The sequence below is a fragment of the Paenibacillus sp. FSL R5-0923 genome, from assembly GCF_038009145.1.
Classification (GTDB): Bacteria; Bacillota; Bacilli; order Paenibacillales; family Paenibacillaceae; genus Paenibacillus_AQ.
The window spans coordinates 363,633-388,948 of the sequence record NZ_JBBPAT010000001.1 but is presented as its reverse complement, the minus strand read 5'-3'; the positions used below and the strand labels follow the sequence as shown (position 1 = coordinate 388,948).

General features: G+C 44.3%; 22 protein-coding genes and 1 pseudogene. All 23 read left to right on the top strand.

The window, feature by feature from the left end; all coding sequences use genetic code 11:
- Window positions 1-100 precede the first annotated feature (100 nt).
- Window positions 101-2,302, top strand: coding sequence for a PAS domain-containing hybrid sensor histidine kinase/response regulator (locus MKX35_RS01730; RefSeq protein ID WP_076299905.1), 2,202 nt, complete (start codon window positions 101-103; stop codon window positions 2,300-2,302).
- Window positions 2,302-2,925 carry a C39 family peptidase gene (locus MKX35_RS01725; RefSeq protein WP_076285120.1) on the top strand — a complete coding sequence of 208 codons (624 nt, stop codon included), beginning with the start codon at window positions 2,302-2,304 and terminating at the stop codon, window positions 2,923-2,925. The genes MKX35_RS01730 and MKX35_RS01725 overlap by 1 nt, the downstream gene beginning before the upstream one ends.
- Window positions 2,926-3,046: 121 nt before the next feature.
- A complete protein-coding gene (pulA, locus tag MKX35_RS01720) occupies window positions 3,047-5,002 on the top strand; it encodes a type I pullulanase (RefSeq protein ID WP_076299904.1) in 1,956 nt (651 codons plus the stop codon).
- A 295-nt stretch (window positions 5,003-5,297) separates the two neighbouring features.
- Complete coding sequence (locus MKX35_RS01715) at window positions 5,298-6,782, top strand: glutamate synthase subunit beta (protein ID WP_076299903.1); 1,485 nt, start codon at window positions 5,298-5,300, stop codon at window positions 6,780-6,782.
- 125 nt (window positions 6,783-6,907) lie between these two features.
- Entirely contained in the window at window positions 6,908-7,456 is a 549-nt protein-coding gene (yfcE, locus tag MKX35_RS01710) for a phosphodiesterase (RefSeq protein ID WP_076299902.1), read from the top strand.
- A gap of 145 nt (window positions 7,457-7,601) precedes the next feature.
- Entirely contained in the window at window positions 7,602-8,630 is a 1,029-nt protein-coding gene (locus MKX35_RS01705; RefSeq protein ID WP_076299901.1) for an agmatine deiminase family protein, read from the top strand.
- Between the two features lie 53 nt (window positions 8,631-8,683).
- Window positions 8,684-9,559, top strand: coding sequence for an N-carbamoylputrescine amidase (aguB, locus tag MKX35_RS01700; RefSeq protein ID WP_076285125.1), 876 nt, complete (start codon window positions 8,684-8,686; stop codon window positions 9,557-9,559).
- An 86-nt stretch (window positions 9,560-9,645) separates the two neighbouring features.
- Window positions 9,646-9,816 (top strand): annotated as a pseudogene (locus MKX35_RS01695) (peptide ABC transporter ATP-binding protein); the annotation flags it as partial.
- Window positions 9,817-9,973: 157 nt separating this feature from the next.
- A complete protein-coding gene (locus MKX35_RS01690) occupies window positions 9,974-10,420 on the top strand; it encodes a tellurite resistance TerB family protein (protein ID WP_042184258.1) in 447 nt (148 codons plus the stop codon).
- Between the two features lie 126 nt (window positions 10,421-10,546).
- On the top strand, window positions 10,547-11,143 hold the full coding sequence (locus MKX35_RS01685) for a TerD family protein (protein WP_076285126.1): 597 nt from the start codon (window positions 10,547-10,549) through the stop codon (window positions 11,141-11,143).
- A 29-nt stretch (window positions 11,144-11,172) separates the two neighbouring features.
- Window positions 11,173-11,748: a TerD family protein gene (locus MKX35_RS01680; RefSeq protein WP_042184261.1), complete on the top strand. Its 576-nt coding sequence runs from the start codon at window positions 11,173-11,175 to the stop codon at window positions 11,746-11,748.
- 51 nt (window positions 11,749-11,799) lie between these two features.
- On the top strand, window positions 11,800-12,381 hold the full coding sequence (locus MKX35_RS01675; RefSeq protein WP_076299900.1) for a TerD family protein: 582 nt from the start codon (window positions 11,800-11,802) through the stop codon (window positions 12,379-12,381).
- Window positions 12,382-12,613: 232 nt separating this feature from the next.
- On the top strand, window positions 12,614-13,915 hold the full coding sequence (locus MKX35_RS01670; protein WP_076285128.1) for a TerD family protein: 1,302 nt from the start codon (window positions 12,614-12,616) through the stop codon (window positions 13,913-13,915).
- 26 nt (window positions 13,916-13,941) lie between these two features.
- Window positions 13,942-14,682, top strand: a complete 741-nt coding sequence (locus MKX35_RS01665) for a TerC family protein (RefSeq protein WP_042123539.1) — start codon at window positions 13,942-13,944, stop codon at window positions 14,680-14,682.
- 171 nt (window positions 14,683-14,853) lie between these two features.
- Window positions 14,854-16,065, top strand: coding sequence for an HpcH/HpaI aldolase/citrate lyase family protein (locus MKX35_RS01660; protein WP_256716336.1), 1,212 nt, complete (start codon window positions 14,854-14,856; stop codon window positions 16,063-16,065).
- Window positions 16,010-17,452, top strand: a complete 1,443-nt coding sequence (locus MKX35_RS01655; protein WP_081382937.1) for a phosphoribosyltransferase family protein — start codon at window positions 16,010-16,012, stop codon at window positions 17,450-17,452. Before MKX35_RS01660 ends, MKX35_RS01655 begins: the two co-directional genes overlap by 56 nt.
- Window positions 17,436-18,587 carry a cysteine protease StiP family protein gene (locus tag MKX35_RS01650; protein ID WP_076299899.1) on the top strand — a complete coding sequence of 384 codons (1,152 nt, stop codon included), beginning with the start codon at window positions 17,436-17,438 and terminating at the stop codon, window positions 18,585-18,587. Before MKX35_RS01655 ends, MKX35_RS01650 begins: the two co-directional genes overlap by 17 nt.
- Window positions 18,584-19,417 carry an HAD family hydrolase gene (locus MKX35_RS01645; RefSeq protein WP_076299898.1) on the top strand — a complete coding sequence of 278 codons (834 nt, stop codon included), beginning with the start codon at window positions 18,584-18,586 and terminating at the stop codon, window positions 19,415-19,417. The genes MKX35_RS01650 and MKX35_RS01645 overlap by 4 nt, the downstream gene beginning before the upstream one ends.
- Entirely contained in the window at window positions 19,414-20,469 is a 1,056-nt protein-coding gene (locus MKX35_RS01640) for an ATP-grasp domain-containing protein (RefSeq protein ID WP_076299897.1), read from the top strand. The genes MKX35_RS01645 and MKX35_RS01640 overlap by 4 nt, the downstream gene beginning before the upstream one ends.
- 34 nt (window positions 20,470-20,503) lie before the next feature.
- Window positions 20,504-21,208, top strand: a complete 705-nt coding sequence (locus tag MKX35_RS01635; RefSeq protein WP_076285216.1) for a hypothetical protein — start codon at window positions 20,504-20,506, stop codon at window positions 21,206-21,208.
- A gap of 11 nt (window positions 21,209-21,219) precedes the next feature.
- Window positions 21,220-22,320, top strand: a complete 1,101-nt coding sequence (locus tag MKX35_RS01630) for a toxic anion resistance protein (protein ID WP_042184271.1) — start codon at window positions 21,220-21,222, stop codon at window positions 22,318-22,320.
- A gap of 360 nt (window positions 22,321-22,680) precedes the next feature.
- The gene (locus MKX35_RS01625; protein ID WP_076299896.1) at window positions 22,681-23,469 is read left to right on the top strand and encodes a formate/nitrite transporter family protein; all 789 of its coding nucleotides are present in this window, start codon (window positions 22,681-22,683) and stop codon (window positions 23,467-23,469) included.
- Between the two features lie 150 nt (window positions 23,470-23,619).
- Window positions 23,620-25,251 carry an ATP-binding protein gene (locus tag MKX35_RS01620; RefSeq protein WP_341043752.1) on the top strand — a complete coding sequence of 544 codons (1,632 nt, stop codon included), beginning with the start codon at window positions 23,620-23,622 and terminating at the stop codon, window positions 25,249-25,251.
- The last annotated feature ends 65 nt before the right edge of the window (window positions 25,252-25,316 follow it).

Sequence of the window (25,316 nt, the reverse complement as noted above, 5' to 3'; positions counted from 1 at the left end):
ATGATACGGAGGGCATTTCTATACTCACTTCTCTTATCGTATACTGAACTTAGGATGGAATAAAGGATGCAACGTTCGCAACAAAGGAGGTCTGGCGTAGATGGATAACGCGGTAGAATATAGCACAATGTTGGAACATGCATTTATGAGGTCCCCAGAGGGAATAGCCGTACTGTCTTTAAATGATGGTAAGGGTAACTGGCTGAAGGTCAATCCGGCTTTTTGCAATTTCCTTGGCTTTACGGAAGCTGAGTTTCTTGCTGGGGCTATTTTTGCAGAAATGGAAAATAGACAGACGTCTTCGAAAGAGCTTTCCTATAGATTGGTGATGGATGAGCTTCAGAATTCTCCAGCAGGGAGCTGGAAGAAGGAAGAATGCTTTCGCAAAGGGGATCAACCGGTATGGCTTTCCCTGGCATTCTCAGGATTTGGAACAGCAGGACAAGCCCCTTCGTGTATTATTGTGTACGCCGAAGATATTACGGACCGAAAGATTGCAGATCAACAAATGGCAGATCAACGAGATCTAGAGGAACAGATTTATCAAAGTGAACGTAATTATAGATTGATGTCCGAGAATTCGCTGGATTTAATCTCGCGTCATGCAGTTGAAGAGCGCAAACAGTTCGAATTCAAGCTTCAGGAGAATGAACAGCGCTATAAATCCTTATTTGAATATAATCCCTCTGCTGTGTACTCAATGAATTTGCAAGGGGATTATTTAACAGCCAATGCGAATCTGGAGAAGCTGACCGGGTATTCGCTGGAAGAACTGATCGGAATGTACTTTGGTCCCGTTGTGCATGAGAAGGACATGGAGAAGACGCTGTATCATTTTAACTTAGCTGCTAAGGGCTATCCCCAAAGCTATGATCTGACGCTTATTCATAAAGAAGGCCATCTTGTAGAGATTAATACCACTAATATTCCGATCATTGTAGACGATCAAGTGGTTGGTGTATATGGTATTTCCCGTGACATTACGGAACGTATAAGATATACAGAACAAATTGAGAAGCTAAGCAATGAGTACACCCTTATATTAAATGCAGTTTCGGAGGGTATTTTTGGACTCGATATGGAGGAGAAGGTGACCTTCATCAACCCTGCAGGTTTGCATATGCTCGGCTATGAACATGATGAGATCATGGGTCATACCTATCTAGATCATATTCAGCAGACAGCGCTTGATGGGATCCATTACCGGCCAGAGGAGTCGCCACTTATCAAAGCCATTAGGTCAGGGGGATCTTACCAGAGCAAGGATGCAGTCTTATGGCGTAAAGATGGTACAAGCTTTCTTGCGGAGTACCAAGTAACCCCTCTTTTTGATAAAGGTGAACCTAAGGGTGTTGTAGTCGTGTTCAGGGATATTACAGATGAGAAGGAGATCATTCGGGCGAAGGAATCTGCGGAAAAAGCGGACCAGGCTAAATCAGAGTTTCTAGCCATTATGAGTCATGAAATACGCACGCCGATGAACGGTATTGTGGGGATGACTGATCTGCTTGCCGAGACAGAACTAGATGAAGAACAACGTGAGTACACAAATATTATTAAGGAGAGCAGTAGCTCTCTTCTATATATTCTGAATGAAATTCTCGATTACAGTAAAATTGAGGCCGGAAAAATGATGATCGTACATGAGCCCGTACATCTTCGAGAGGTAATGGACAGTGTAACGGATCTATTTATGGCTAAGGCTTTGGAAAAAAATCTTGAGCTGTCTTACAGCATGGCACCAGGAGTTCCTACGTTCATTATGGGAGATGCGGGACGATTACGTCAGGTATTGGTTAATCTGGTCAGTAATGCGATTAAATTTACTGACCGAGGTAAAGTCTGTATTTATGTGGAGCAAAAATTGTCCGTGGTTTCAAAGAAATTGACCTTGAAGTTTAATGTCAGAGACACGGGGATAGGTATTCCTTTAGAAAAGCAGCATCAGTTGTTTCAATCATTCTACCAGCTGCACTCCTCGTTTAATCGTAAGTATGCCGGGACGGGTTTAGGACTAGCCATTTGCAAGAAGCTTGTCGAGCTGATGGGCGGAGCCATTGCGGTGGAGAGTAGCGAAGGAAACGGCTCTAATTTCTATTTCACGCTACAGATTAATCCTGAAAGTAAATATGAGGGCGATGAGGAAGATATTGCCCAGGCAGAGCAGAAGCCCGCACAGGAAATGGAATCACGATCTAATTCAGAGGGATCTATGGATGTCGGTGAAAATGTGATTTTACTTCCGGAAGGCCCTGCCCTTTCAGCTTCTAAGCCGAACTCTTCAAAGGGAGAACCATCCTGATGAGGCATAGAAACTCCAGTCTCAGTAACAAACTATCGGTAGATCCATACACACAGTGGGAGGCTGGGGTTTCATCCCCGTCTTCTGCATGTGGACCAGCTACGCTGGCAGCTTTAACCGAGTATTGGAATACCCAGCTAGGAATGGACTTTATTCGTGGCAAAGGTCATTTTCACTCTAAAGCAGCTCATATTAATTACATATACAGTCATCACGGAGGTACCCCTTTGGGGATGAGTACACGTAGTTTTGTAAAGGGGATCACAGCTTATATCCACTCTTCAACCTCGCCAAAAGGGGGACATAAGCTTTCTGTCTCTACTTTTAACGATTTTGATGTGTATAAAGTGGAGATTGATGCAGGTCGGCCAGTAGCTGTTAAATTTGATAAATGGTTTAATTTTCGGTGGAGAGGGAATTTTGCTTACGATTACCATTGGGTATTAGGAATAGGATATGAAGTACCTGATAACGGGGATCTTCCAATCCTCATCGTTCAGGATAATGGTGTGAGGTATAAGGATGGAAGGATTGCTCTTTGTAAAGAACACCGCATCCCATATTATGCAAATAAAGACATCATTACAATGGTGGGAATGAATATCATAGAAACGCCTAGTTAATCGTGATTTAGCTATGCAATTACCCTGGAAAAATGATCTGGTTATTTTGAGTACAAACGTTTGCACAAATTCGAGGATCATACTATAATCCAGTTAATAACTGGAAAAGGGGATAGGTGCTTTGTCCGTACAAAAGGAAATGAAGGAACCGATTTATTATGGTGATCCTGCGACTACTAGAGGGATTTCCGTATTCGCTCAGGAGTTTGATCAGTTGTTTAGTTATGACGGGGATGATCTCGGACTTACATATTCATCGGCCTGTTCATCATTTTGCTTGTGGGCCCCTACGGCTCAGGAGGCAGAGCTAGTAATTTATGATTCATGGCAGGGAGCTGCGGGGTCCAAATATGCTATGATTCGCGATATTCGGGGAACGTGGAGAGCTACGGTTGACGGTGATTTAGATGGCAAGTTCTATACCTACCGAGTGCGTCTAGGTGAACAGTGGAATGAAGCAGCTGATCCTTACGCGCGTGCTGTCGGCGTGAATGGGGACAGAGGTGCTATTCTAGATTTGCGCAAGACGGACCCTGAGCGGTGGACGGAAGATAAGCCGTCGTTTGAGGATCCTGTAGACGCTATTATTTATGAGCTTCATTTGCGTGACTTATCCATTCATCCAGCAAGCGGTATGGCTCATAAGGGTCAATATCTCGCTTTGGCGGAAGAAGGAACCCGCGGACCAGAGGGCATTCTCACCGGACTCGATCATATCGCAGATCTCGGTGTAACCCACGTGCAGCTATTGCCTATTTATGATTATTCTACAGAGAGTGTAGATGAGACGAAGCTGGATGAGCCTCATTTTAACTGGGGTTATGATCCGAAGAACTACAATGCTCCTGAAGGCTCCTATGCTACGGATCCTTATGTGCCCGGACTACGCATTCAAGAACTAAAAACAATGATTCAAGCGCTTCATGATCGTGGACTCCGCGTCATTATGGATGTTGTTTACAACCATGTGTACGACGGATATCGCGTGAATTTCACTAAACTGGTTCCTGGCTATTATTTGCGTTATAAACAAGACGGAAGCCTGTCGAATGGCTCAGGCTGTGGCAATGACGTGGCTACAGAACGCTTGATGATGTCCCGCTTCATTGTGGAGTCCGTGGTCTATTGGGCTAAAGAATACCATATCGACGGCTTCCGCTTTGATTTGATGGGCTTGATGGATGTCGATACGATGCGGGAAACCCGGCGGCGTCTGGATGGAATAGATCCGTCTATCATGACGATCGGTGAAGGCTGGATGATGGGGACTGAGCTACCGATGGAACGGCTCGCTCATCAGAAGAATGCCTCCCTTATGCCGGGAATCGGACATTTTAATGATGATTTCAGGGATGCTATTAAAGGAAATATCTTTTTGTACGATCAGCCGGGCTTCATCAGTGGAATGATGGGTCTGGAGCCTGCGATCAAGGCGGGGATTGCGGGAGGAATTGACTTCAGCCCAGGAATTAAGCAATTTGCCGAGGAGCCTCAGCAAAACGTTAATTATGTGGAGTGTCATGATAATCATACCTTATGGGATAAAATCGTATTGTCCACCGAGGGTGAGACGATTACTCAGCGCCGTTCCATGCACAGACTAGCTTCTGCGATAGTGTTCATGAGTCAGGGGATTCCTTTTATCCATGCAGGGCAGGAGTTTATGCGTACGAAGGACGGGGTGGAGAACAGCTATAAATCTTCGGTCGAGATCAATCGTATGGACTGGGAATTGTGCGCCGCGCATCAGGAAGATGTGGCGTATATGAAACAGTTAATCGAACTGCGTAAAGCTCACCCGGCCTTCCGTATGCGAACAGCAGCGGACATTCGGAACCATTTGGTTTTTGAAAAAGCACCGGCAAGTGCAGTAGCTTACACGCTACGTGGCCATGCTGGAGGAGATGCAGCGAAGCATATTTATGTTCTTTTTAATGCGAATGCTGAACAGACCACTGTGGTTCTGCCGCAGCTTGGAGCATGGAAGACCATCTTCGGGGCTGATCTTACGCAGGAGCTGACTGGAAATAAGCTAACTGTAAATGGAATTGGGACAGTAGTCCTGACGGCGAAATAAATAGTCTTTTACAAGATCATTATTGAAAAGCATGCGGAGTAACGTACTTTAATCAGGTACAGTACACTGTGTGCTTTTTTTTGTTTTTCCATTTTCTTAATTTGATTGTTTCATTTTACATAAAAAGGTGACATTACTCATTTTCGATGATGATATTGGATGTTAATATGAAGGCATTTACTTTGGCGCTTTAGAGTGGCATAGGCTTGGCAGCAGACAAACATAGCGCGTACTTTTCTTTTTTAACGGTTTAGGAAGTATATATCTGTGGGGATATTTAGAGAGGATGAGAGAGATGGGGAAAGCAACCGGATTTTTGGAATTTGAACGGCAGACGCCTTCGGAGTGTGAGGCGCTGGAGCGGATTAAGAATTGGGATGAATTCTCGATTCCTCTGGATGAAGAGAATCTGCGCGAGCAAGGCGCACGTTGTATGGACTGTGGTACGCCATTTTGTCATGTAGGACGTCTGTTGTCGGGTATGGCTTCCGGCTGCCCTCTACACAACTTGATTCCTGAATGGAATGATATGGTTTATCGTGGGAACTGGGAGGTTGCACTGAAACGTCTGCATAAGACCAATAACTTCCCTGAATTTACTGGACGTGTGTGTCCGGCACCTTGTGAAGGTTCTTGTACAGTAGGGATGAACGGCAAGCCCGTAACGATAAAGTCGATTGAAAAGTCGATTGTAGATAGAGGTTTTGAAGAAGGTTGGATTGTTCCTGAGCCCCCGCTTACTCGCACAGGTAAAAAGGTAGCTGTAGTGGGCTCGGGTCCAGCAGGTCTTGCCTGTGCAGCTCAGCTTAACAAGGCAGGGCATTCGGTGACCGTGTATGAACGGGCAGATCGGATTGGTGGTTTGTTGATGTATGGTATTCCGAACATGAAGCTGGATAAGAAGACGGTTCAGCGCCGAGTAGACCTGCTGACGGCTGAAGGCATTACATTCGTAACTCGTACAGAGATTGGGAGAGATATCTCGGCGTCACAACTCAAGGCGGAGCACGATGCTGTTGTCTTGTGTGGCGGGTCTACGCAGGCACGAGAGCTTCCTATAGAGGGCCGTGAGCTGCGGGGCATTCATCAGGCGATGGAGTTTCTGACATTGAATACTAAGAGCTTACTGGATTCAGAGCTTGCTGATGGTGAATACTTGTCTGCGGCAGATAAGGATGTAGTTGTAATCGGTGGCGGAGATACTGGCACAGACTGTGTAGCTACGTCGATCCGCCACGGCTGTCGTAGTGTGATCCAGCTTGAGATTATGCCACAAGCTCCACTGACCCGTCAGCCTAGCAATCCGTGGCCAGAATGGCCAAAGGTTCTTAAGGTGGACTATGGCCAAAAAGAAGCGGCTTCACTGTATAAGGAAGATCCACGTCGTTATCTCGTTTCGACGAAACGTTTTGTTGGTGACGATGGTGGACATGTGCAGGAGCTGCATACTGTGCGCATTGAGTGGACTCGCAATGAACAGGGACGGATAGTTCCGGTTGAAGTACCAGGCAGTGAAGAAGTTCTAAAGGCACAGCTGGTACTACTCGCATTAGGATTCACAGGGCCCGAAGAGATTGTGCTAGGTGAGCTTGGGGTGGCACGTGATGAGCGCGGAAATGCCAAGGCGGAGTTCGGAGCACAAGCGACCAATGTAGAGGCGGTATTCACAGCAGGTGATATGCGCCGCGGACAAAGCCTTGTAGTTTGGGCCATTGATGAGGGGCGTCAGACAGCCCGCGAAGTGGACCGATTCTTGATGGGATCATCGAATTTACCGTAAGGATTGAGGTATATAGAGCAGGGCGTTCCTTTTGGGGGACGTCCGCTTTTGCGTTGTTGGCCTATTCAAGGTTAAAATTGTAACCTAAGAACATGATCTACTTTAGTCGAAAAGGAGAATACATGATGAAGCTAATGTTTATTTCCGATATTCACGGATCTTTATTCTGGCTAGAACGGGCTTTGGAAAAGGTAGAGGAAGAACAGCCAGACAGTCTTGTTATCGTAGGAGACTTTTTATATCACGGTCCCAGAAATCCACTGCCGAAGGGTTACGACCCACAGGGTGTTGCTAATAAACTGAATGAATATAACAAAAAGCAGCCTATAACGGCAGTACGTGGTAACTGCGATGCTGAGGTGGACCAGATGCTGCTTCAATTCCCGATGATGGGTGATTATGTCATGCTCCTGCATGAAGGCAGACGAATCTATGTTACACACGGACATGGCTTTAGCATTGAGAATTTACCGGCATTATCTGAGAAGGATATCTTTATTCAGGGGCATACCCATCTTCCCGTTGCGGATGTAAAAGAGGGCGTATACGTGCTGAATCCCGGTTCGATATCGCTGCCTAAAGAGAATAATCCGAATTCCTATGGTATCCTTGAGGGTGGAGAATTCATCGTTAAGGATTTTGAGGGCGATGTGGTAAAAAGGATTACACTATAAGCTCAGTCAGATCACATGTGGCCCGAATTCCTTCCAACATTATTAGTGTTCTAGGGAATTGAGCACTAGAACATATTATTGTATGATGAGGTAGGAGTTTTAGGGCAGGGCTGGCTCCAAATATAATAGTAAAGGTAGTTAACACATGAATCCTAAAGATTTGAACTATACAATGCCACCGGAATGGGGCAAGCATGAACGTACTTTTATCTCCTGGCCGGTGCAGGAATCTATGTGTTTCCCGGACAACCACGAGTCGGTATGCCAAGGTTATGCTGACATTATTACAGCTATTGCCGAGTTTGAACCGATTACGGTCATCGTTAACCCGGAGGACGTGGAAAAGGTAGAACGTCTGGTCAGCGGACCGAATGTAACGCTACTACCTATAAAGCATAGCGATGCTTGGTTGCGTGATAACGGGCCTACCTTTGTTGTTAATAAAGACGGCGTTCTAGCAGGCGTGAACTGGAAGTTTAATGCCTGGGGCGGTAAATATTCACCTTGGGATCTGGATGATGAGGTAGCTCCACAGATTCTCGAACACTCACAAGTGACACGCTTTGATGCGCCTCTTGTGATGGAAGGCGGCTCGATTCATACGGATGGAGAAGGCACCTTGATTACTACAGAAGAATGTCTGCTCAATACGAACCGCAACCCGGATTTGAAGCGCGAGAATATTGAAGAGTACGTGCGCAATTATACAGGTACAGAAATTATTATCTGGCTTAAGCGTGGTCTAAGTGGTGATGAAACCGATGGTCATGTGGATAATATCGCTTGCTTCGCTGCTCCAGGTAAAGTCATTATTCAGGTCTGTGAGGATCCGCAGGACGAGAATTTTGAGATTACACAGGAGAATCTTCGTATTTTGGAGAATGCCAAAGATGCCAAAGGGCGTAAGCTGGAGATCATCAAGATTCAGCAACCACCACGGATGGATCATGACGGCAGCCGTCTGACGCTCAGTTATTTGAACTTCTATTTCGTAAATGGTGGAATTATTTTACCTGTGTTTGGCGGTACAGCGGTGGAAACAGATAAACTTGCCGAGGAAGTACTGGCTGGTTTGTTCCCGGAACGTAAGATTCGTACAGTTAACGGTATGGCGGTCATCACCGAGGGCGGGAACGTTCACTGCACTACGCAACAAATGCCTGCTCAGCAATAATTGAAGGAAACTAAACGTCCAAAGGGACATTTATATATAAGGAGGACAGATTCTTGAGAAATGTAAAAGTAGCTGCGACGCAAATGAGCTGTTCCAGCAATATTGATGAGAATATCAGCAAAGCTGAAACATTGGTCAGAGAAGCGGCGGCACAGGGAGCACAAATTATTTTGCTGCAGGAGCTGTTCGAGACTCCGTATTTCTGTCAGAAAGAGAAGGCTGATTATTACGCATATGCAACAGAGCTTGAGCATAACAAAGCGATTAATCATTTCACAGCAATAGCCAAGGAACTGCAAGTGGTGCTGCCAATCAGTTTTTATGAGAAAAAGAACTACGCACGTTACAATTCACTAGCTGTAATCGATGCCGATGGAACGATACTGGGCAAATACCGCAAGAGCCATATTCCAGATGGCCCAGGGTATGAAGAGAAATTCTACTTCAATCCGGGAGATACTGGCTTTAAAGTATGGAACACTCGCTATGCCAAGATTGGTGTAGGGATTTGCTGGGATCAGTGGTACCCGGAAGCGGCTAGAGTGATGAGCCTGATGGGAGCAGAAATTCTCTTCTATCCAACCGCTATCGGATCAGAACCGCAGGATGGATCGATCGACTCTAAAGATCATTGGCAGACTTGTATGCTTGGGCATGCAGCGGCTAACCTTATTCCAGTCGTTGCCTCCAACCGTATCGGTGAAGAAATTGATGAAGATTCTAGCATTAATTTCTACGGCTCTTCGTTCATTGCGGGACCGCAAGGCAATAAAATTGTTGAAGCAGGCCGGGACGAGCAAGCTGTAATAGTGAGCGAATTTGATCTGGATGCTTTGGAAGTCGGACGGATCGAGTGGGGCGTCTTCCGTGATCGCCGACCGGATCTGTACAAAATGATTGGTTCTTATGATGGGGACATCATTCTTTAAAAGACTTCACAGTTAAATATGCTAAAGGCATTGCTAGAGAGGATAGAATCTCTGGCAATGCTTTTTTTGGTGTTTCAACGAGAAGTGAGGGAATGACGATGATCGTTGTGACCCATGAAATGGGCTTTGAGCGTGAGGTTGGTGATCGTATGCTGTTCATGGAACAGGGCGAAATCGTGGAAGATGGCAGTCCGGAGCAATTGTTCGGAATTCCTGTGCAAGATCGGACACAATCTTTTCTATCAAAAGTACTGTAAAAGTCTGGAAAAGTAGAATATTGCTATTTTATCAGGTATATTAGAAGAGTAAACCGTGATTCAGGGATCTACTATGAAAATTCTGTCGGATACGTGGAGAGGAGGCTCTGGGATATCTTTTGTTATCATAATCTTGCAGTGATAGAAGGAGAAAACGATGAGCACATTTAAAAACTGGTTGAACACAACCAAAAACGGACTAACAGAACAAGTAAAGAAATTCAAAAATAAAGATTTCATGAATGCGGTAGTTGCGGGCTGCGCCTTGGTTGCTGCTGCCGACGGTAAAATAGAAGAAGCTGAAAAGAATAAAATGGCTGGTTACATGAATATGAGTAATGAGCTTAAGGTGTTTGACATGAGAGATGTCATTACCCAGTTCAACTTTTATGTAAGTAACTTTGAGTTCTCACCAGAAATCGGTAAGCAGGAAGCATTGAAAGCAATCGGTAAGTTTACCGGTAAACCAGATGTGGGACGTGTAATTGTGGGTGTGTGTTCAGCTATTGGATCAGCTGATGGTGATTTTGATGACAATGAAAAAGCAGTTGTGCGGCATATTTGCGGTGTCTTGGGATTAAACCCTGGTGAATTCAGTTTATAAATGATGTAATACCATATACATGAGTTCGGATGAAACGTATTTAGTTCTTTAGCGTATCACTCATATAACATCCAAAAGCTAGACTAATAGATGGTGATTCTTTTTAGGGAATGGAGGTACGTAAAGTTGGCTGGAATTAATCTGGTAAAAGGTCAGAAGATTGATCTCACAAAAGGTAATGCAGGCTTATCTAACGTAATTGTAGGTTTAGGTTGGGATCCGGCTGAGCCAGCTCGAGGATTCTTCGGTGTGAAGAAACAGGCTAACGTGGACTGTGACGCGTCAGCACTGATGCTGAACGAGAATGGTAAGCTAGTTAAGAAGGGTAACCTGGTGTGCTTCCATAACAAGCAAAGTCCTTGTAACTCTGTCATTCACTCCGGAGACAATCTCACGGGTGATGGTGACGGAGACGATGAGCAAATCATGGTTAACCTGAATGCCATTCCTTCCGATGTACACAAGGTTCTGGTAGTTGTGAATATTTATGATGCCACGAACCGTAAACAGGATTTCGGATTGATTAAATCAGCTTATATCCGTGTGATGAACGCTGTAGGCAACAATGAGCTAATCCGTTTCAACCTATCTGATAATTATAATGGCTATACGGCGCTTATTTGTGGGGAACTTTACCGTCAAGGTGGAGAGTGGAAGTTCGCCGCAATTGGTGAGGGTAGTCACGCGGCACATATCAATCAACTGGCAGAACGCTACGTATAATCCAAATAAAAGAAAAGAGGAATGTTATCATGGCAATTAATCTATCCAAAGGTCAAAAGATCGATTTAACAAAAACAAATCCAGGTCTATCCAAAATCACAGTAGGTCTTGGTTGGGACACTAATAAATATGACGGCGGTAAAGATTTCGACTTGGACGTTTCCGTATTCTTGACTAATGCGAACAGCAAAGTTGAAAAAGAAACCAACTTCATTTACTTCAATAATAAACAGAACGAGAACGCTTCTGTTGTTCATACAGGTGATAACCGTACAGGTGACGGCGATGGTGATGATGAGCAGATTCAAGTGGATCTTTTGAGTATCCCAGCGGATGTAGAAAAGGTAGCTTTTACTATTACAATTTATGAAGCTGAAACAAGAAGCCAAAACTTTGGTCAAGTTTCTCGTTCTTATGTGCGTATCGTAAATGATTTGAACAATGAAGAACTAATCCGTTTCGATTTGGGTGAAGACTTCTCTATTGAAACTGGCGTTGTTGTCGGTGAATTGTACCGTCATGGTGCAGAGTGGAAGTTCAATGCAATCGGTAGCGGCTACAAAGACGGCTTGAGCGGTTTGACTCGCGATTACGGCTTGCAATAAATCTTGTAGTACACAGTGAACTGAATCCACTCATGAAAGAAGGTTATGTCAGTGACGATCAGTCTTTCCAAAGGACAGCGGATTGATCTTACCAAGACTAATCCAGGTCTGACAAAGGTAGTAGTTGGATTGGGCTGGGACACTAATAAGTATAGTGGAGGTCAAGATTTTGACCTCGATGCTTCAGCGTTTCTGCTTCATGAAGACGGCAAAGCTAAAGGTACAGATGATTTTGTATTCTATAACAACCCAAATGGTGGCGCAGGCTCTGTAGTCTACACGGGAGATAACCGTACAGGAGAAGGCGACGGAGATGACGAGCAAATTATCGTTGATTTTAGCAAAGTCCCTGCCCATATTCAGCGTATTGGTATTACCGTAACGATTTATGATTACGAAACTCGTGCACAGAACTTTGGACAAGTCTCCAATGCTTTCGTACGTGTTGTGGATGCTTCCACAGATCGTGAAGTACTCCGTTTCGACCTGGGTGAAGATTTCTCAACAGAGACGGCAGTTGTATTCTGCGAATTCTACCGCAATGGTGCGGATTGGAAATTCCAGGCAGTAGGTAGTGGTTTTGGCGGCGGCCTTAGCGCATTGTGTAAAAATTATGGGCTGGACGCGCAATAGCATCTTCCGGGCGGGGTCATCACCGATCCTGCCCTTTTTTTAATTCTTTATGGATTGCCTCACAAAGGAAATGGAATGGGTCTCGAAGTATAAACTCCACTTTGTGGAGTTATTTAAAAATATAAGTTTCACACGATACATTATGTCTTATATTTCTCGCTTAAACGCTTGCCGTCCTTATAAGGATGCCGAAGGCGTTTATGCTTGCTCCATTTATAAAGGTGGTGTAAGAATGGGTATTACAGTTGTCAAAGGACAAAAGGTTGATTTAACTAAAGGCAATCCTGGACTTGATTCTCTTATCGTAGAGATTGGCTGGCAATCGCCATCTTCACTTGAGATTGATACTTCTGCTTTTTTGCTTGGAGCGCAAGGTAAAGTAAGCAAAGATGAGGATTTGATATTTTATAATAATCCGTCTACACCTTATATCAGATATAAGGAAATGCCTACATCAAACAGCCTCAAGCAATTTGACGTGGAACTAAACAAAGTTCCTTCTGATGTGATGAAACTCGCGTTTACACTTACCATTTATGATGGCGAGAAGCGAGGTCAAAGTTTTAGGCAGGTAAATCAGGCCTATTTTCGGATTCTGAATCAAGTAACAGGTGCGGAGCTTCTCCGATGTGATCTTGAAAATCATTTCTCCGTGGAAACGGCTGTTGTGGTAGGAGAATTATATAGATATAACGGTGAATGGAAATTCAGCGCCATTGCCGCGGGTTTTGCTGGTGGTCTACAGGAACTGTGTAGGAACTTTGGGATAGAAGCGAACGATGAACCGGCACCGACACCAATACCAGTGCCTAAGCCTGCTGCTCCGCCGCAGCCAGAGCTTAAACGTCAATCAGCGCCGGTAGCGGAGCCTAAGATTCAGTTTCCACCTCCTCCTGCAGCTGCGCCTTCACCTGTAACACCCCCTCCGGTCAATCTCAACCTGAAGAAGATCGAACTGAAGAAAAAAGGCGATTCGATCAACCTGAAGAAATCAGCTGGTGGTTTGGGCGAATTGCTAATTAACCTTAACTGGAATCAGAAGCAGGGTGGAGGGCTATTTAATCGTAAAAATGGTGTGGATTTAGATCTTGCTTGTCTATATGAGTTGAAGAATGGCAGTAAGGGAGTAGTTCAGGCGCTGGGCAATGCTTTTGGCTCATTGAACCAACCTCCTTATGTCATGCTTGATGGAGATGACCGGACAGGCTCTGTAACAACCGGTGAGAATCTGCGGATTAATGGCAGCAAAATTGCTGATATTGAACGGATTCTAATTTTTTCTTTTATTTATAAGGGTGTTACCAATTGGTCAGAAGCTGACGGTGTTGTCACGATTACCCAGAGTGATGGCCCCGATATTATTGTCAATTTGGACGAGCATAACAACCGCAAAGGCATGTGTGCCATCGCGTTATTTCGGAATGTGAATAACGAGACATTCAGTGTTGAACGGCTGGTCCAATATTACAGTGGTCATCGGGAGATTGATGAGGCATATGGTTGGGGACTGCGCTGGGTTGCTGGCAGTAAATAGACGATTTTTTCGGAGGCGCAAGTGTAATGGATTGGTTCGCTGATTTTTTTAGGAATATTAGTGAGAACTACGGTCATTTTTTCTCATGGAGCGATGTGGTAGGTACGCTCTCAGACCCGGTTAGCTGGGGCATTATTGGTAGCTTAGTTCTGCTAGAGGGACTGCTCTCTGCAGATAATGCGCTTGTTCTCGCCGTCATGGTTAAGCATTTACCTAAAGAACAACAGAAGAAGGCGCTCTTTTACGGTATTATAGGAGCTTATGTATTCAGGTTTTTGGCTATCGGTCTAGGGACATTTCTTATTAAATTCATGTTGGTTAAGGTTCTTGGTGCAGCCTATCTCTTTTATATCGCTTATGGCGGGTTATTTAAGGGCGGTGGCGATGAGAAGATCGAGAATAAGGGGTTCTCTTTTTGGAAGACGGTTCTCCTTGTTGAATTAATGGATATTGCTTTTAGTATTGATAGTGTTATTGCTGCATTTGGTGTTAGTAACCAGGTTTGGGTGCTCTTTATGGGCGGAATCATAGGCGTTCTGATGATGCGGGGAGTAGCGCAATTATTCTTAAAGCTTATTGATAAAATTCCGGAACTCGAGCGTGCCGCTTTTGCGCTTATTGCCATTATTGCTGGTAAAATGCTCGCGGGCGCTTTTGGGTACGAAATGCCACATGTATTATTCTTTTCAATCATTATTCTTGTATTCGGTGGTACGATCCTTTACAGCGTACTGCGTAAGAAAAAAGAAGCCCATAGAAATGCTTGATTTCAAAGCTAGTTGAACACTGCTGCTTTCAGGTAATCGTATATGTTTATAGCGTAGGCCTTCACTTATATATGAGAGAACCGGATAGGGTATAGCTGGTTCTGCCACTCTCTATAGGAGAGGCCTGCGCTTGTTTTGCTTGGCTTCGCAAAACTATAAGGGGGAACCATCTTGAGATACTTCGATTACCTGACGAAAGAACAAGAAATAGCCTTATTTTATAATCCGCCGATTTCATTTAACCATAATACTACGAGTAAAGATTTGCTGGCTCATGCTGTTGGAGCTGCCCTTTATATGCCAGCAACTCGTGCTAGTGTTCCCGAAGACATTTTGAAGCTTAAAAGTGCAGGACTTGTAACCGTTATTATTGATCTGGAGGATGCGATCGGAGATAACGAGGTTGACCATGCAGAGGAGTCTCTCATTCAGCATCTTATTTTTCTCGCCGCATATGAGGAGAACGAGCCAAGCGGGAGTGATAGTCTTCCGCTCCTCTTCATCCGAGTTCGTAACCCGGAGCAGCTACAGCAGCTGATTTTTCGGTTAGGATCTTTGGTTACGATGTTAACAGGGTTTGTTTTCCCTAAGTTTTCGGTCGACAACGGAATCCAATATTTCGAGGCGATAGCCGATTACAATAGAACGCGCAGTTACTCAGACCCAGTGCTTTATGGCATGCCAATTCTGGAAAGTGCGCCTATTATTTACCGGGAGAGCCGGGTAGATAGTCTTTTATCTATTCGTAATTTGCTAGGCAACTACCGCGAATATGTGTTGAACGTTAGAATTGGAGCAACAGACTTCTCAAGTTTATTCGGACTGCGCCGTAGTCCTGATATTAGTATTTATGATCTTACCCCTATTCGAGACTGCATATCGGATATTATTAATATTTTTGGCAGAGTGGAAGAAGGGTATGTAATTTCCGGACCAGTCTGGGAATATTTTGCGAATAAAGGGCATCGGGTGCTCAGACCACAGCTACGGCAGACTCCGTTTGAGGACACCTATGGTAAAAACGGCCGCGACATGCGAAATAGTTACATTTCTAGCAGCATGGATGGGCTTATTCGTGAAGTGATTTTAGATAAAGAAAATGGAATCTTGGGCAAGACGATTATACATCCCTCACACCTCAGACCTGTTCAGGCCATGTACACGGTAATGCACGAGGAATATGTTGACGCCTGCAGTATCGTAGAGAGTAACGATGGCAGCCTAGGAGTCTTCAAGAGTCAATATTCTAATAAGATGAACGAGATTAAGCCGCATTTGAACTGGGCAAAACGGATTTTACTACGATCACAAATATACGGGGTGTTACATGAACAACAGCATTTTGTCGGATTATTACCCGAAAACGAATTTACACACGTATAACATAGTCGAGAACCTGCAGGTTACGGTTACCGAAACATCTAATCCCTTTCATTTGCCTGTGGATACTTTATTCTCCATGGCAGCCCGGATTAATAAGAAACGCTCCTTTTTGTTCGTCAGCAAGGTACTTGGTAAACATATCCCTGTTAATCCGTACACCTCTCTGCTAAGTGGTGCTGCATTAGCGCTGCTGTTATATCAGGAGATGAACGGTAATTCTGCGGATAATGATAGGATGGAAGATTTATTAGATAAAGCTGTACACGGACTGATGCACCCTGAGTCTGCCAAGGAAGCCTATGAGCATTTATTAGCGGCAAGATTAGTTCTTCCTAGGCCTGTTGTCTTTATTGGTTTTGCTGAGACTGCAACTGCGCTGGGTCACAGTGTGTACAACATGTTTGCCGATGCAGCATCATATATTCATACTACCCGTGAACATATCATCGATTTGGAGTCCATTGTTAGCTTTGAAGAAGAGCATTCACATGCGGTTGACCATCTATGTTACGCCTTGAATACTAAGCTATTATCAGGGACTGAGCCGATTATTTTGGTGGATGATGAGATTACAACAGGGAATACAGCAATTAATACGATCCGTGATATTCAGTCCAAATTCCCTCGGGAGGAATACGTAGTCGTTTCTATTTTGGATTGGAGGAGCGGTAATAATCTTCATACCTATAGCGAATTAGAACAGGAACTGGGGATTCGGATTAAGTCCTTATGTTTGCTTCAAGGAAGTATTGAAGTAAAAGGCACGCCTTTGCTAAATGCTAGGAATGACAAAGATTTGTTATCGTCTTCAGTGGAATCCGAAGTAGTGACTACTTATGTAGTGGACGGTTTAGAACGTCTACAGGCAACATCCGTAGATTCATATGGTGACACCAACTCGTCTCCTTATTTGAAGTACAGCGGACGTTTCGGACTGGAGTCGCTGAATAATGATGGTCTTGATGTAGGGGTAACCGGGATAGCCGCTCAGCTAAGAGAACTACGAGGGGGAGATTCTAAGACTCTAGTGATGGGTGTAGGGGAATTTATGTACCTTCCTATGCGGATAGCTGCTGAGATGGGGGAAGGCATTTCATATCAGTCCTCTACTCGCAGTCCAATCCACCCTGAACGTCGACCAGATTACGGAGTGCATAGTGCTGCCGCATATCCTTCAGCTAGCGATCCGGAAATTAAAAACTTTATTTACAATGTGGATTCTGATCAGTATGATGATATATTCGTGCTGATTGAGCGTGATGTACCGCATGAACGAATGAAACCCATGCTTGATATACTGAAGACACTGGCCCGCCATAAAGTGCATCTTATTGTACTGACTCCTGAAGGAAGAAGTGGAGGCCTCCAGTATGAAGGGAACAAGTAATCATAAAGTCATGGACAAAAAAATAGCAGAACCGGTTGCGCTAGGTAGCTATCCACCGTCAGATGTTACGTTTCTGCTCAAGGATCTTAGTGACGTTTCGCTGGAGCTTGCGACAGAGGAAAGGGAGGAAGCTATTCAATCGGGTGTCCATTATTCTGAGATGTTGCCCGTTGAATATCAGCCTACCGAGCAGTATATCGACTTGTTTCATGAGACGCTGCGGCAATCAGCTAAGAAGGTTGCTTTAGCTGTTGCCATTGTTTCTGAGATGATTGTCTCAAGAAGAGGACTAAGTACGGTGCTTGTCTCTTTAGCTAGAGCAGGAACACCCATTGGTATACTGATTAAGCGTTATATAGCTGAGAGATACAAGGTAGACTTGCCGCATTATAGTATTTCTATCATTCGAGGAAAAGGTATAGATGAGAATGCGATACTCTACATTCTGCAGAAGCATGGACTTGATGCTGATTTGCAGTTTGTGGATGGGTGGACAGGAAAAGGGGCTATCCGTGGGGTGCTGATTGATTCTTGCAACACCCTCTATGAGAAGTATGGTATTCGCTTAAATGATGATCTTGCCGTATTGGCTGACCCGGGAAACTGCGCAGGCATGTTTGGGACTAGAGAAGACTATCTCATTCCTAGCGCCTGCTTAAACTCTACCGTTTCAGGGCTGATGAGCCGAACGGTGTTACACGCTGATCTCATTGGTCCTGAGGAATTTCATGGTTCAAAGTTTTATAAGGAGTGGCTGGATGCGGACGAGTCCAATGTATTTATTGATACGATTTGCCCGTATTTTCCATCCGTAGTAGCAGAAGCGAAGAATATTGCTGGACAGATGTTGGAGCATCCGCCAGAAATCACTTGGCAGGGTCTTCGTGATATTCAGAGTATTCAGGAGACTTTCGGTATAGATAACATTAATCTGATAAAGCCGGGAGTCGGCGAAACAACCCGCGTATTACTGCGCAGAGTACCTTGGAAAATTCTTGTCGATACTATGGATAATCCGAATCTAAAGCATATTCTTCTCTTAGCGAAGGACCGGGGCGTTCCTGTTGAGATCTTTCCTGGGATGACGTACTCCTGCTGCGGAATAATTAAACCGCTGAAGGGGGAGACAGAATGATATATGCTAGTGATCTAGATCGTACCTTGATCTATTCTTTAGGTGCAATAGGTGTGCCGGAGAATACCCCAGGTCTAATTCCGGCGGAAATTATAGAGGGAAAGACGAGATCCTACATTTCGCAGCAAGCATTAAATCAGCTGATGGATCTGAACACGCGGATTATTTTCATCCCGGTTACTACGCGTACGATACAACAATATAAGCGTATTAATCTGTTTCAAGAAACGGTCATACCTGACTATGCGGTTACGAGCAATGGGGGGAATATCCTAATCGGTGGAGTTGTCGATAAGGAATGGAGAGAATCAATCGGTAGATTGGTAGCTCGTCACTCTGCTGGGGCTGAAGAGGTTAGATCATATATCAAGGCGGTCGTGTGTGAGGATTGGATCATTAGTGAGAATTATTGTGATGATCTATTCTATTCCTTCATGGTTTATCGGGATCAGTTGCCTTTAGATGAAATCACTAATCTATCAGATCGGCTCTATAATCTCGGCTGGAGAGTTTCTTTACAAGGCCGCAAGTTGTACGCTGTGCCGGCTGCCGTGAACAAAAGCGACGCTATACTCCATTTGCGGCGCACCGTTCGCTCTGAACCTATGGTGGCCTCCGGGGACTCACTGCTAGATAAGAGTCTGCTTGAGAGTGCCGACTATGCTATTGCCCCTTGCCATGGTGAAATATTTGCAGAGCAACAGAGTGGTCTTGTAAAATCAAGATATCCATTCACGAAAGAATCAGGTGTATTTGCTGGAGATGAGATTTTGCAGTATGTAAATATGATCTATAATAATCTAACTGCATTGGGAGTGGGGCCACTATGAAAAAGGTAAATATTTATTTCAATCGCTGGTTTTCCGTGGCTTACCATTATATGAATCTCCTCCGCAATAACGAGGATGGTATACCGGTTCAAATTTTTGCGACACACCCGGATATCCGCCATATGTCGCTACAAGGTGCTGACTTTGCTGAAACCGAGCCGGCGCTGAAGGGAATAGAATATGTTCAGTTTTGCGTTGATTTCTGTCGGCGTAATGAGATCGATGTTTTTATTCCACGGTTGCATATGCTTGATATTGCTCTCCATGCGGCAATGTTTGATGCGATTGGTACAAAGGTTCTGGTCTGTAGAGATCTTGATTTGCTGGAGTCCATTATGGACAAAGGTAAATTTTACGAGAATGTTAGTGAGCAGGGCATTATGAGTATCCCGGATTATCATGTAGTTAGTACAGCGGAGCAGTTTAAAGACGCTTACGAGGACCTTGTTGCCAAGGGACATCGTGTTTGCTTTAAGCCTACTGAAACAGAAGGCGGGTTAGGCTTCCGTATTATCGACAATACCCGCGATCCTCTTCAAGAGCTTTTTGGGTATGTAACTCCATTGATTACGTTTGATGATGCCTATCGTATTCTTGCAAGCAAAGAGACCTTCCCTGATTTGATGGTGATGGAATTACTGGAGGGTTACGAGTATAGTATAGATTGTCTGGCAGATGAGAACGGTAAGCTGTTAGTAGCTGTGCCACGTCGAAAAGTGGGCGGTCGTCTGCGATTGATGGAGCATATTCCTGAACTGGAGGAGATTGCAGCTAGAGTTGCAGAAGTTTACAAGATCCCCTTCAATTTCAATATTCAAATGAAATACAATGGAGATACTCCAAAGCTGTTGGAAATTAACCCACGAATGTCCGGTGGACTGCATATGTCATGTCTGTCAGGGATTAACTTTCCTTATTTAGCCGTCAAAAGCGCACTCGGTGGCAAGGTTCAGCCTATGAATTTTGAAGGTGATGTATTGGCTAGCCATCTGGAGCAACCGATGATTATGAAAATAAACGGCCAATCTGTCATTCCGGATGCCGTGAATTGAGCGTTCATAAAGTCGCTCACAAGAGGTGAGAACAATTCAGTTTAAATCGAAAGTATTGCTTTACGCCGGTATCGGCTACGTTGTTGCTGTATTAACGAGTTCTTTTCTTCCCGAATTCATCTCTCTGCTGTTGCCTTTAGCGGGTGCGGGGATAGGTGCTCTGGTAACGAGAAGTCCAAAAACCAATCTCCCAGCGGAGGTGTTGCCAGCAGGCCCTGTGACGACACCTATTGCTCCGACACCCGCTGCGAGTGCTCCTCAATTAAGCAACACGACAAATGATACTACATCAGGTAATCACAGCTATGACGGTAGAACTGAGAGCGCGGTGAAGATTGGGCCGGAGTTCGCTCCAGTTGTGGAGTATCTTAGCATTCTGGAAGATATGATTATCTCAGAAGGGCAGAAGGATACGCTGGACAATGAAATTGTCGAGAAATCATTGGCGCTCTTCGCGAGGCTTCAACGTGTAATTCCACTGCTGCAGGAGCTGAATAACGGCGAGATTAATCATACGGTCCGCAGATTGATTCTGAAGGATTTGAATGGTGTAATCAACCCGTTCTTACGCCTAGGCGGTGAAGCAAAGACGAAGAATCGGAGAATGCTGCTGAACGGTCTAAGAGATGTCGATTCCAAAATATCGGATATTGCATCCACGATCGAACATAAAGACCTGATGGAACTTCAGACGAAGGCGGAACTGATTCATCAGCGGTACAGCAGTTCCGAACTATAGGAGGGAATCCCATGTCCACGCAGTTGATCCAATTAAAAAAAGAAGATGAACAAAAGGTAGTCGAGGAAGCGGCACAATTAATTGAGAAGGTATCCCAAACGGATACTGTTACACTGGATTCCTTGATGGATGATATCGGTAAGCTTGGGGTTAAGACGCAGGAAAAAGCGGGACAAACCTTGAAGCTGCTGGATCGCCCGGTGAATGACCTGATGTCTGGTAAACGCGTTGAAGTGCCTAACATGATTATGAAGCTGCGGAATGAGTGTGAGAATCTGCAGCAAAGTAAGAATGTGAGCTTCTTTGGCAAGATGCTACGCAAGAGTCCGATGAAGAACTATGTGTACAAATATCAGTCGGTCCGCACGAACATTGATGCCATTGTTACAGGGCTTCGCGATGGTAGAGATACCCTCGAAGAGAGCATTGTGAATATGCGTCAGCTGAAACGTACTTCCATGGAAGAGATCTATAACCTACAGACCAAAATTGCTTTCGGCACTAAGTTGAAAGAGTTGTTCGAGGTAGAGATCGCGAAGCCTGAGAATGAGTACCGTAAAGCTTATCTGGAGCGAGGTTTGCGTAAAGTGATGGTTCGAATTCAGTCGATGACAGAAATGATTCTGCTGTATAATCAAGCGATTGCTGCTACAGATATTATTAATGACAATAATGACAAGCTGATTGATTCCGTGAATAACGCTATTGATAAGACCTCTAATCTGATCACGGTGTCGGCAATGATTGCGATGTCTTTAGCGGATCAGGAGAACGTCATCAATGCTGTAGAAGCGACGAATAAGACGATTGAAGATCAATTTAAAGAAAATGCACGTCTGCTGCGTACCACTACAGAGAAAACAACCGAGTTGCTGTCTAAGCCTTCTATGTCTATGGAAGCTGTGAATCAAGCGATCGGTGATCTGCTTAGCGCATTAGACACTTCAGAACAGTCCAACCGTCGCATTATTGAGAGCTGCCAGGATTATACGTCTAAAATGACGGCAATCAATACTCAACTAGGCAATCGTTTAGGACTAAATGAGGCGGACAAGCCTCAGGCACTGAAGCAAGGAGAGGCTGAGAGTCAACTGAGCAGTTTCTTGAACTAAATTGTTTTGACAATAATAGAAATACAGAGAATAGATTGAGAAGCCTGTTGAATTCATTCAACAGGCTTTTTTAAACGCCAATACTCAATCATAAAGCCCTATCTTCACACATAAGTTGTCACAAGACTACATGTGGAGGAAGTGAGGATAGGCATATGATCTTAGGGTGCTTGATACTCGTGCTTATCATCGTAGCCAGTAGTGAAAGAGCAGAAGCGATTGCAAAAATGAATGAGGACACTTAGGATTTTTACCATGATTTGGTTCAAGTAATTTCCAGCTGGTTATTGGGTATAATAACGCAAGATTGCACGATTAGCCCATAACTAGCTGGAAAACCCAAATTCCTAAGGAGGTCACATGGAGAACGAGGCGCTGCTACAGGTTGAACAATTAGCACTTAAGAAACAAAAGATCTATCGGCAAAGTATATTGCGCTATATTGCCAGAGCCATGCTGGCCAGTATGTTTATCGGGTTCGGCGTAATTGTAGCATTCAAGACAGGCAACTACTTCTATATGGAGCATTCACCATTTGCGTATCCAATGGCTGCGATTACTTTTGGAGCAGCGATCATCCTAATCTCATACGGGGGAGGGGACTTATTTACCGGAGATACTTTCTACTACACGTACACGGCTTTGAGGCGCAAAATGAAATGGACCGAGGTTGTACGCATGTGGGTCATGAGTTATATAGGTAACATTCTTGGTGCTGCTGCATTTGCACTGTTGATTTTTTTAACAGGCCTGTTTTACAGTTCTGATGTAAATGGTTTTTTACTATATGTGGTTGAGCATAAAATGGAGGCTCCGGCAGGTCAGCTTTTTTTCCGTGCTATCCTCTGTAACTGGCTCGTTTGTATGGCTTTTTTCATCCCGATGAATATAAAGGGCGATGGGGCCAAAATGTTCGCAATGGTCTTATTCGTATTCTGTTTTTTCATCTCCGGTTATGAGCATAGTATTGCCAATATGTGCACCTTTGCAATTGCATTAGTCCTTGACCATCCCGGAACGGTTTCGTGGGGCGGTGTGGTACATAATCTTGTGCCCGTTACAATCGGAAATCTAATTGGCGGTGGAGTTCTGATGGGGGTTATGTATTATTATGTGAACAAACCTTTTCTGGATGATCCGAAACATTAAGAAGAAATAATGTGCATCCGCAACTTCGCTCTTTAAAAGGGCGGAGTTTTTTTGTGCTGCAAGAAATTTATTCGCATTGGGATATTTTGATTTTTTAGGGTTCAAAAGGATTAGGGGGAAAGAAGTAGAATACATATTAGTATTACAAAATTGAAGATTCATACAGAATGGGGTAAGGCTTTGGAAAAGACAACAGGGGTACTGACGGATGAGACTATCATTAAGGCTTCCAATCAGCATTGCATGGATCAAGGAATAGACCCTGAGCAGCCTCCTATTTTTCCAAAATGTTATGCTGCAGATGAACTGGGGTCACAACTCCGTGTATATAGTGAAGTGATTGAGGTTATTGATTTTTTTGTGACTAAGTTCCTTTCTTCAGTAAAAGGTAATCCGATCCTTGTTACGATATCGGATGATGCAGGTTATCTATTGGCGTTCAAAGGGGATCCGACAATTATTGATCTCGTTGGGCAGGTTGGCATCAAAGAAGGTGTACAACTAAATAAAGAAGTGGGTACAAATTCAATTGCGTTGTGTCTCGAACACCAGCGGCCTTTTCAGTTGAAGGGACAAGACCATTATCATCAAATTCTTCATCGTTTAGTATGCTGTACGGCTCCTTTTTATAAAGAGGATGGACGAGAAATATTGGGGACGATATCATTTATGGCGGATATAGATGTGGCGCATCCCCACTTATTGCCTTTACTCTGTACCATGGCTGACTCCATCGAACGCGAGATTTTGCTGCGTAGAGGGAATGCTGAGCTTCAGCTTTTAAATCGAATCCTATTGGATACCAATTATTTGGGTGTTATTATAACGGATGAACTCGGAACGATCGTCAATATAAATGAGAACTGCTTAAACATGCTTCATTTGGATGGTGAACATCAAGAATCTGTTATCGGTGCCAGTGTCTTCGAAATTCGAAATGTGGGCTCTTATTTTCAGCATGTCATTCTTCAGCAAGAGGCATGTGCTGGGCTGGAAGTGATTCAAGAGAGCAACGGTTTGTTTGAACATTATATGCTGGATGTGCTTCCGGTTTATGATTCGAATGCATGTTTAGCTCGTGTGATTGGGAGTCTTCGTAATATCACAGAGATGAAAAAAACGGAAGAAGTGCTGCGCAATACAGAGAAGCTAGTGGTTGCTGGACAACTAGCCATGAGTATCGCACATGAGATTCGCAATCCGCTAACTACAGTCAAAGGAATGCTTCAACTGGCCAATAAAGATTCGCAACTGCTACATTATGATCTTATTATGTCAGAAGTAGAAAGAATGAACCTCATTGTGAGTGAGTTCCTCATACTAGGTAAACCGCAGGCCGCGCATTATAGGGTAGAACAATGTAGCACGATTCTGCAGGAAGTGCTCAGCATCTTTGCGATTCAAGTGGAGATGAATAATATATCATTGAACACGCAATTCCATTTTGATGCGAATATCTTGTGTGATCGCAATCATATCAAGCAGGTCTTCCTAAACATCCTAAGAAACTCAATGGAAGCCTTGCCCTTTGGCGGAAGCATTACAGTTGCCCTAGATGTGGAGAATGGCTTCCAGAAGATTACCTTCACAGACAACGGAGAGGGTATGAACCGGGAAGTACTGGATAAATTAGGCCAGCCTTTTCACACGACCAGAGGTGATGGTAATGGACTGGGAATCATGATTGTTAAAAAGATAGTATCTGCACATAGAGGGCGAGTGGCCATAGCGAGTGAAGTGGGCGTAGGTACGGCCGTTACGATTTATCTGCCAATAAAATAAAGGGCTTGTCTTGGCTATTTCTTCGTCATGCAAGCAGTAATTCATAATAAAAGACTCTTCCGCCC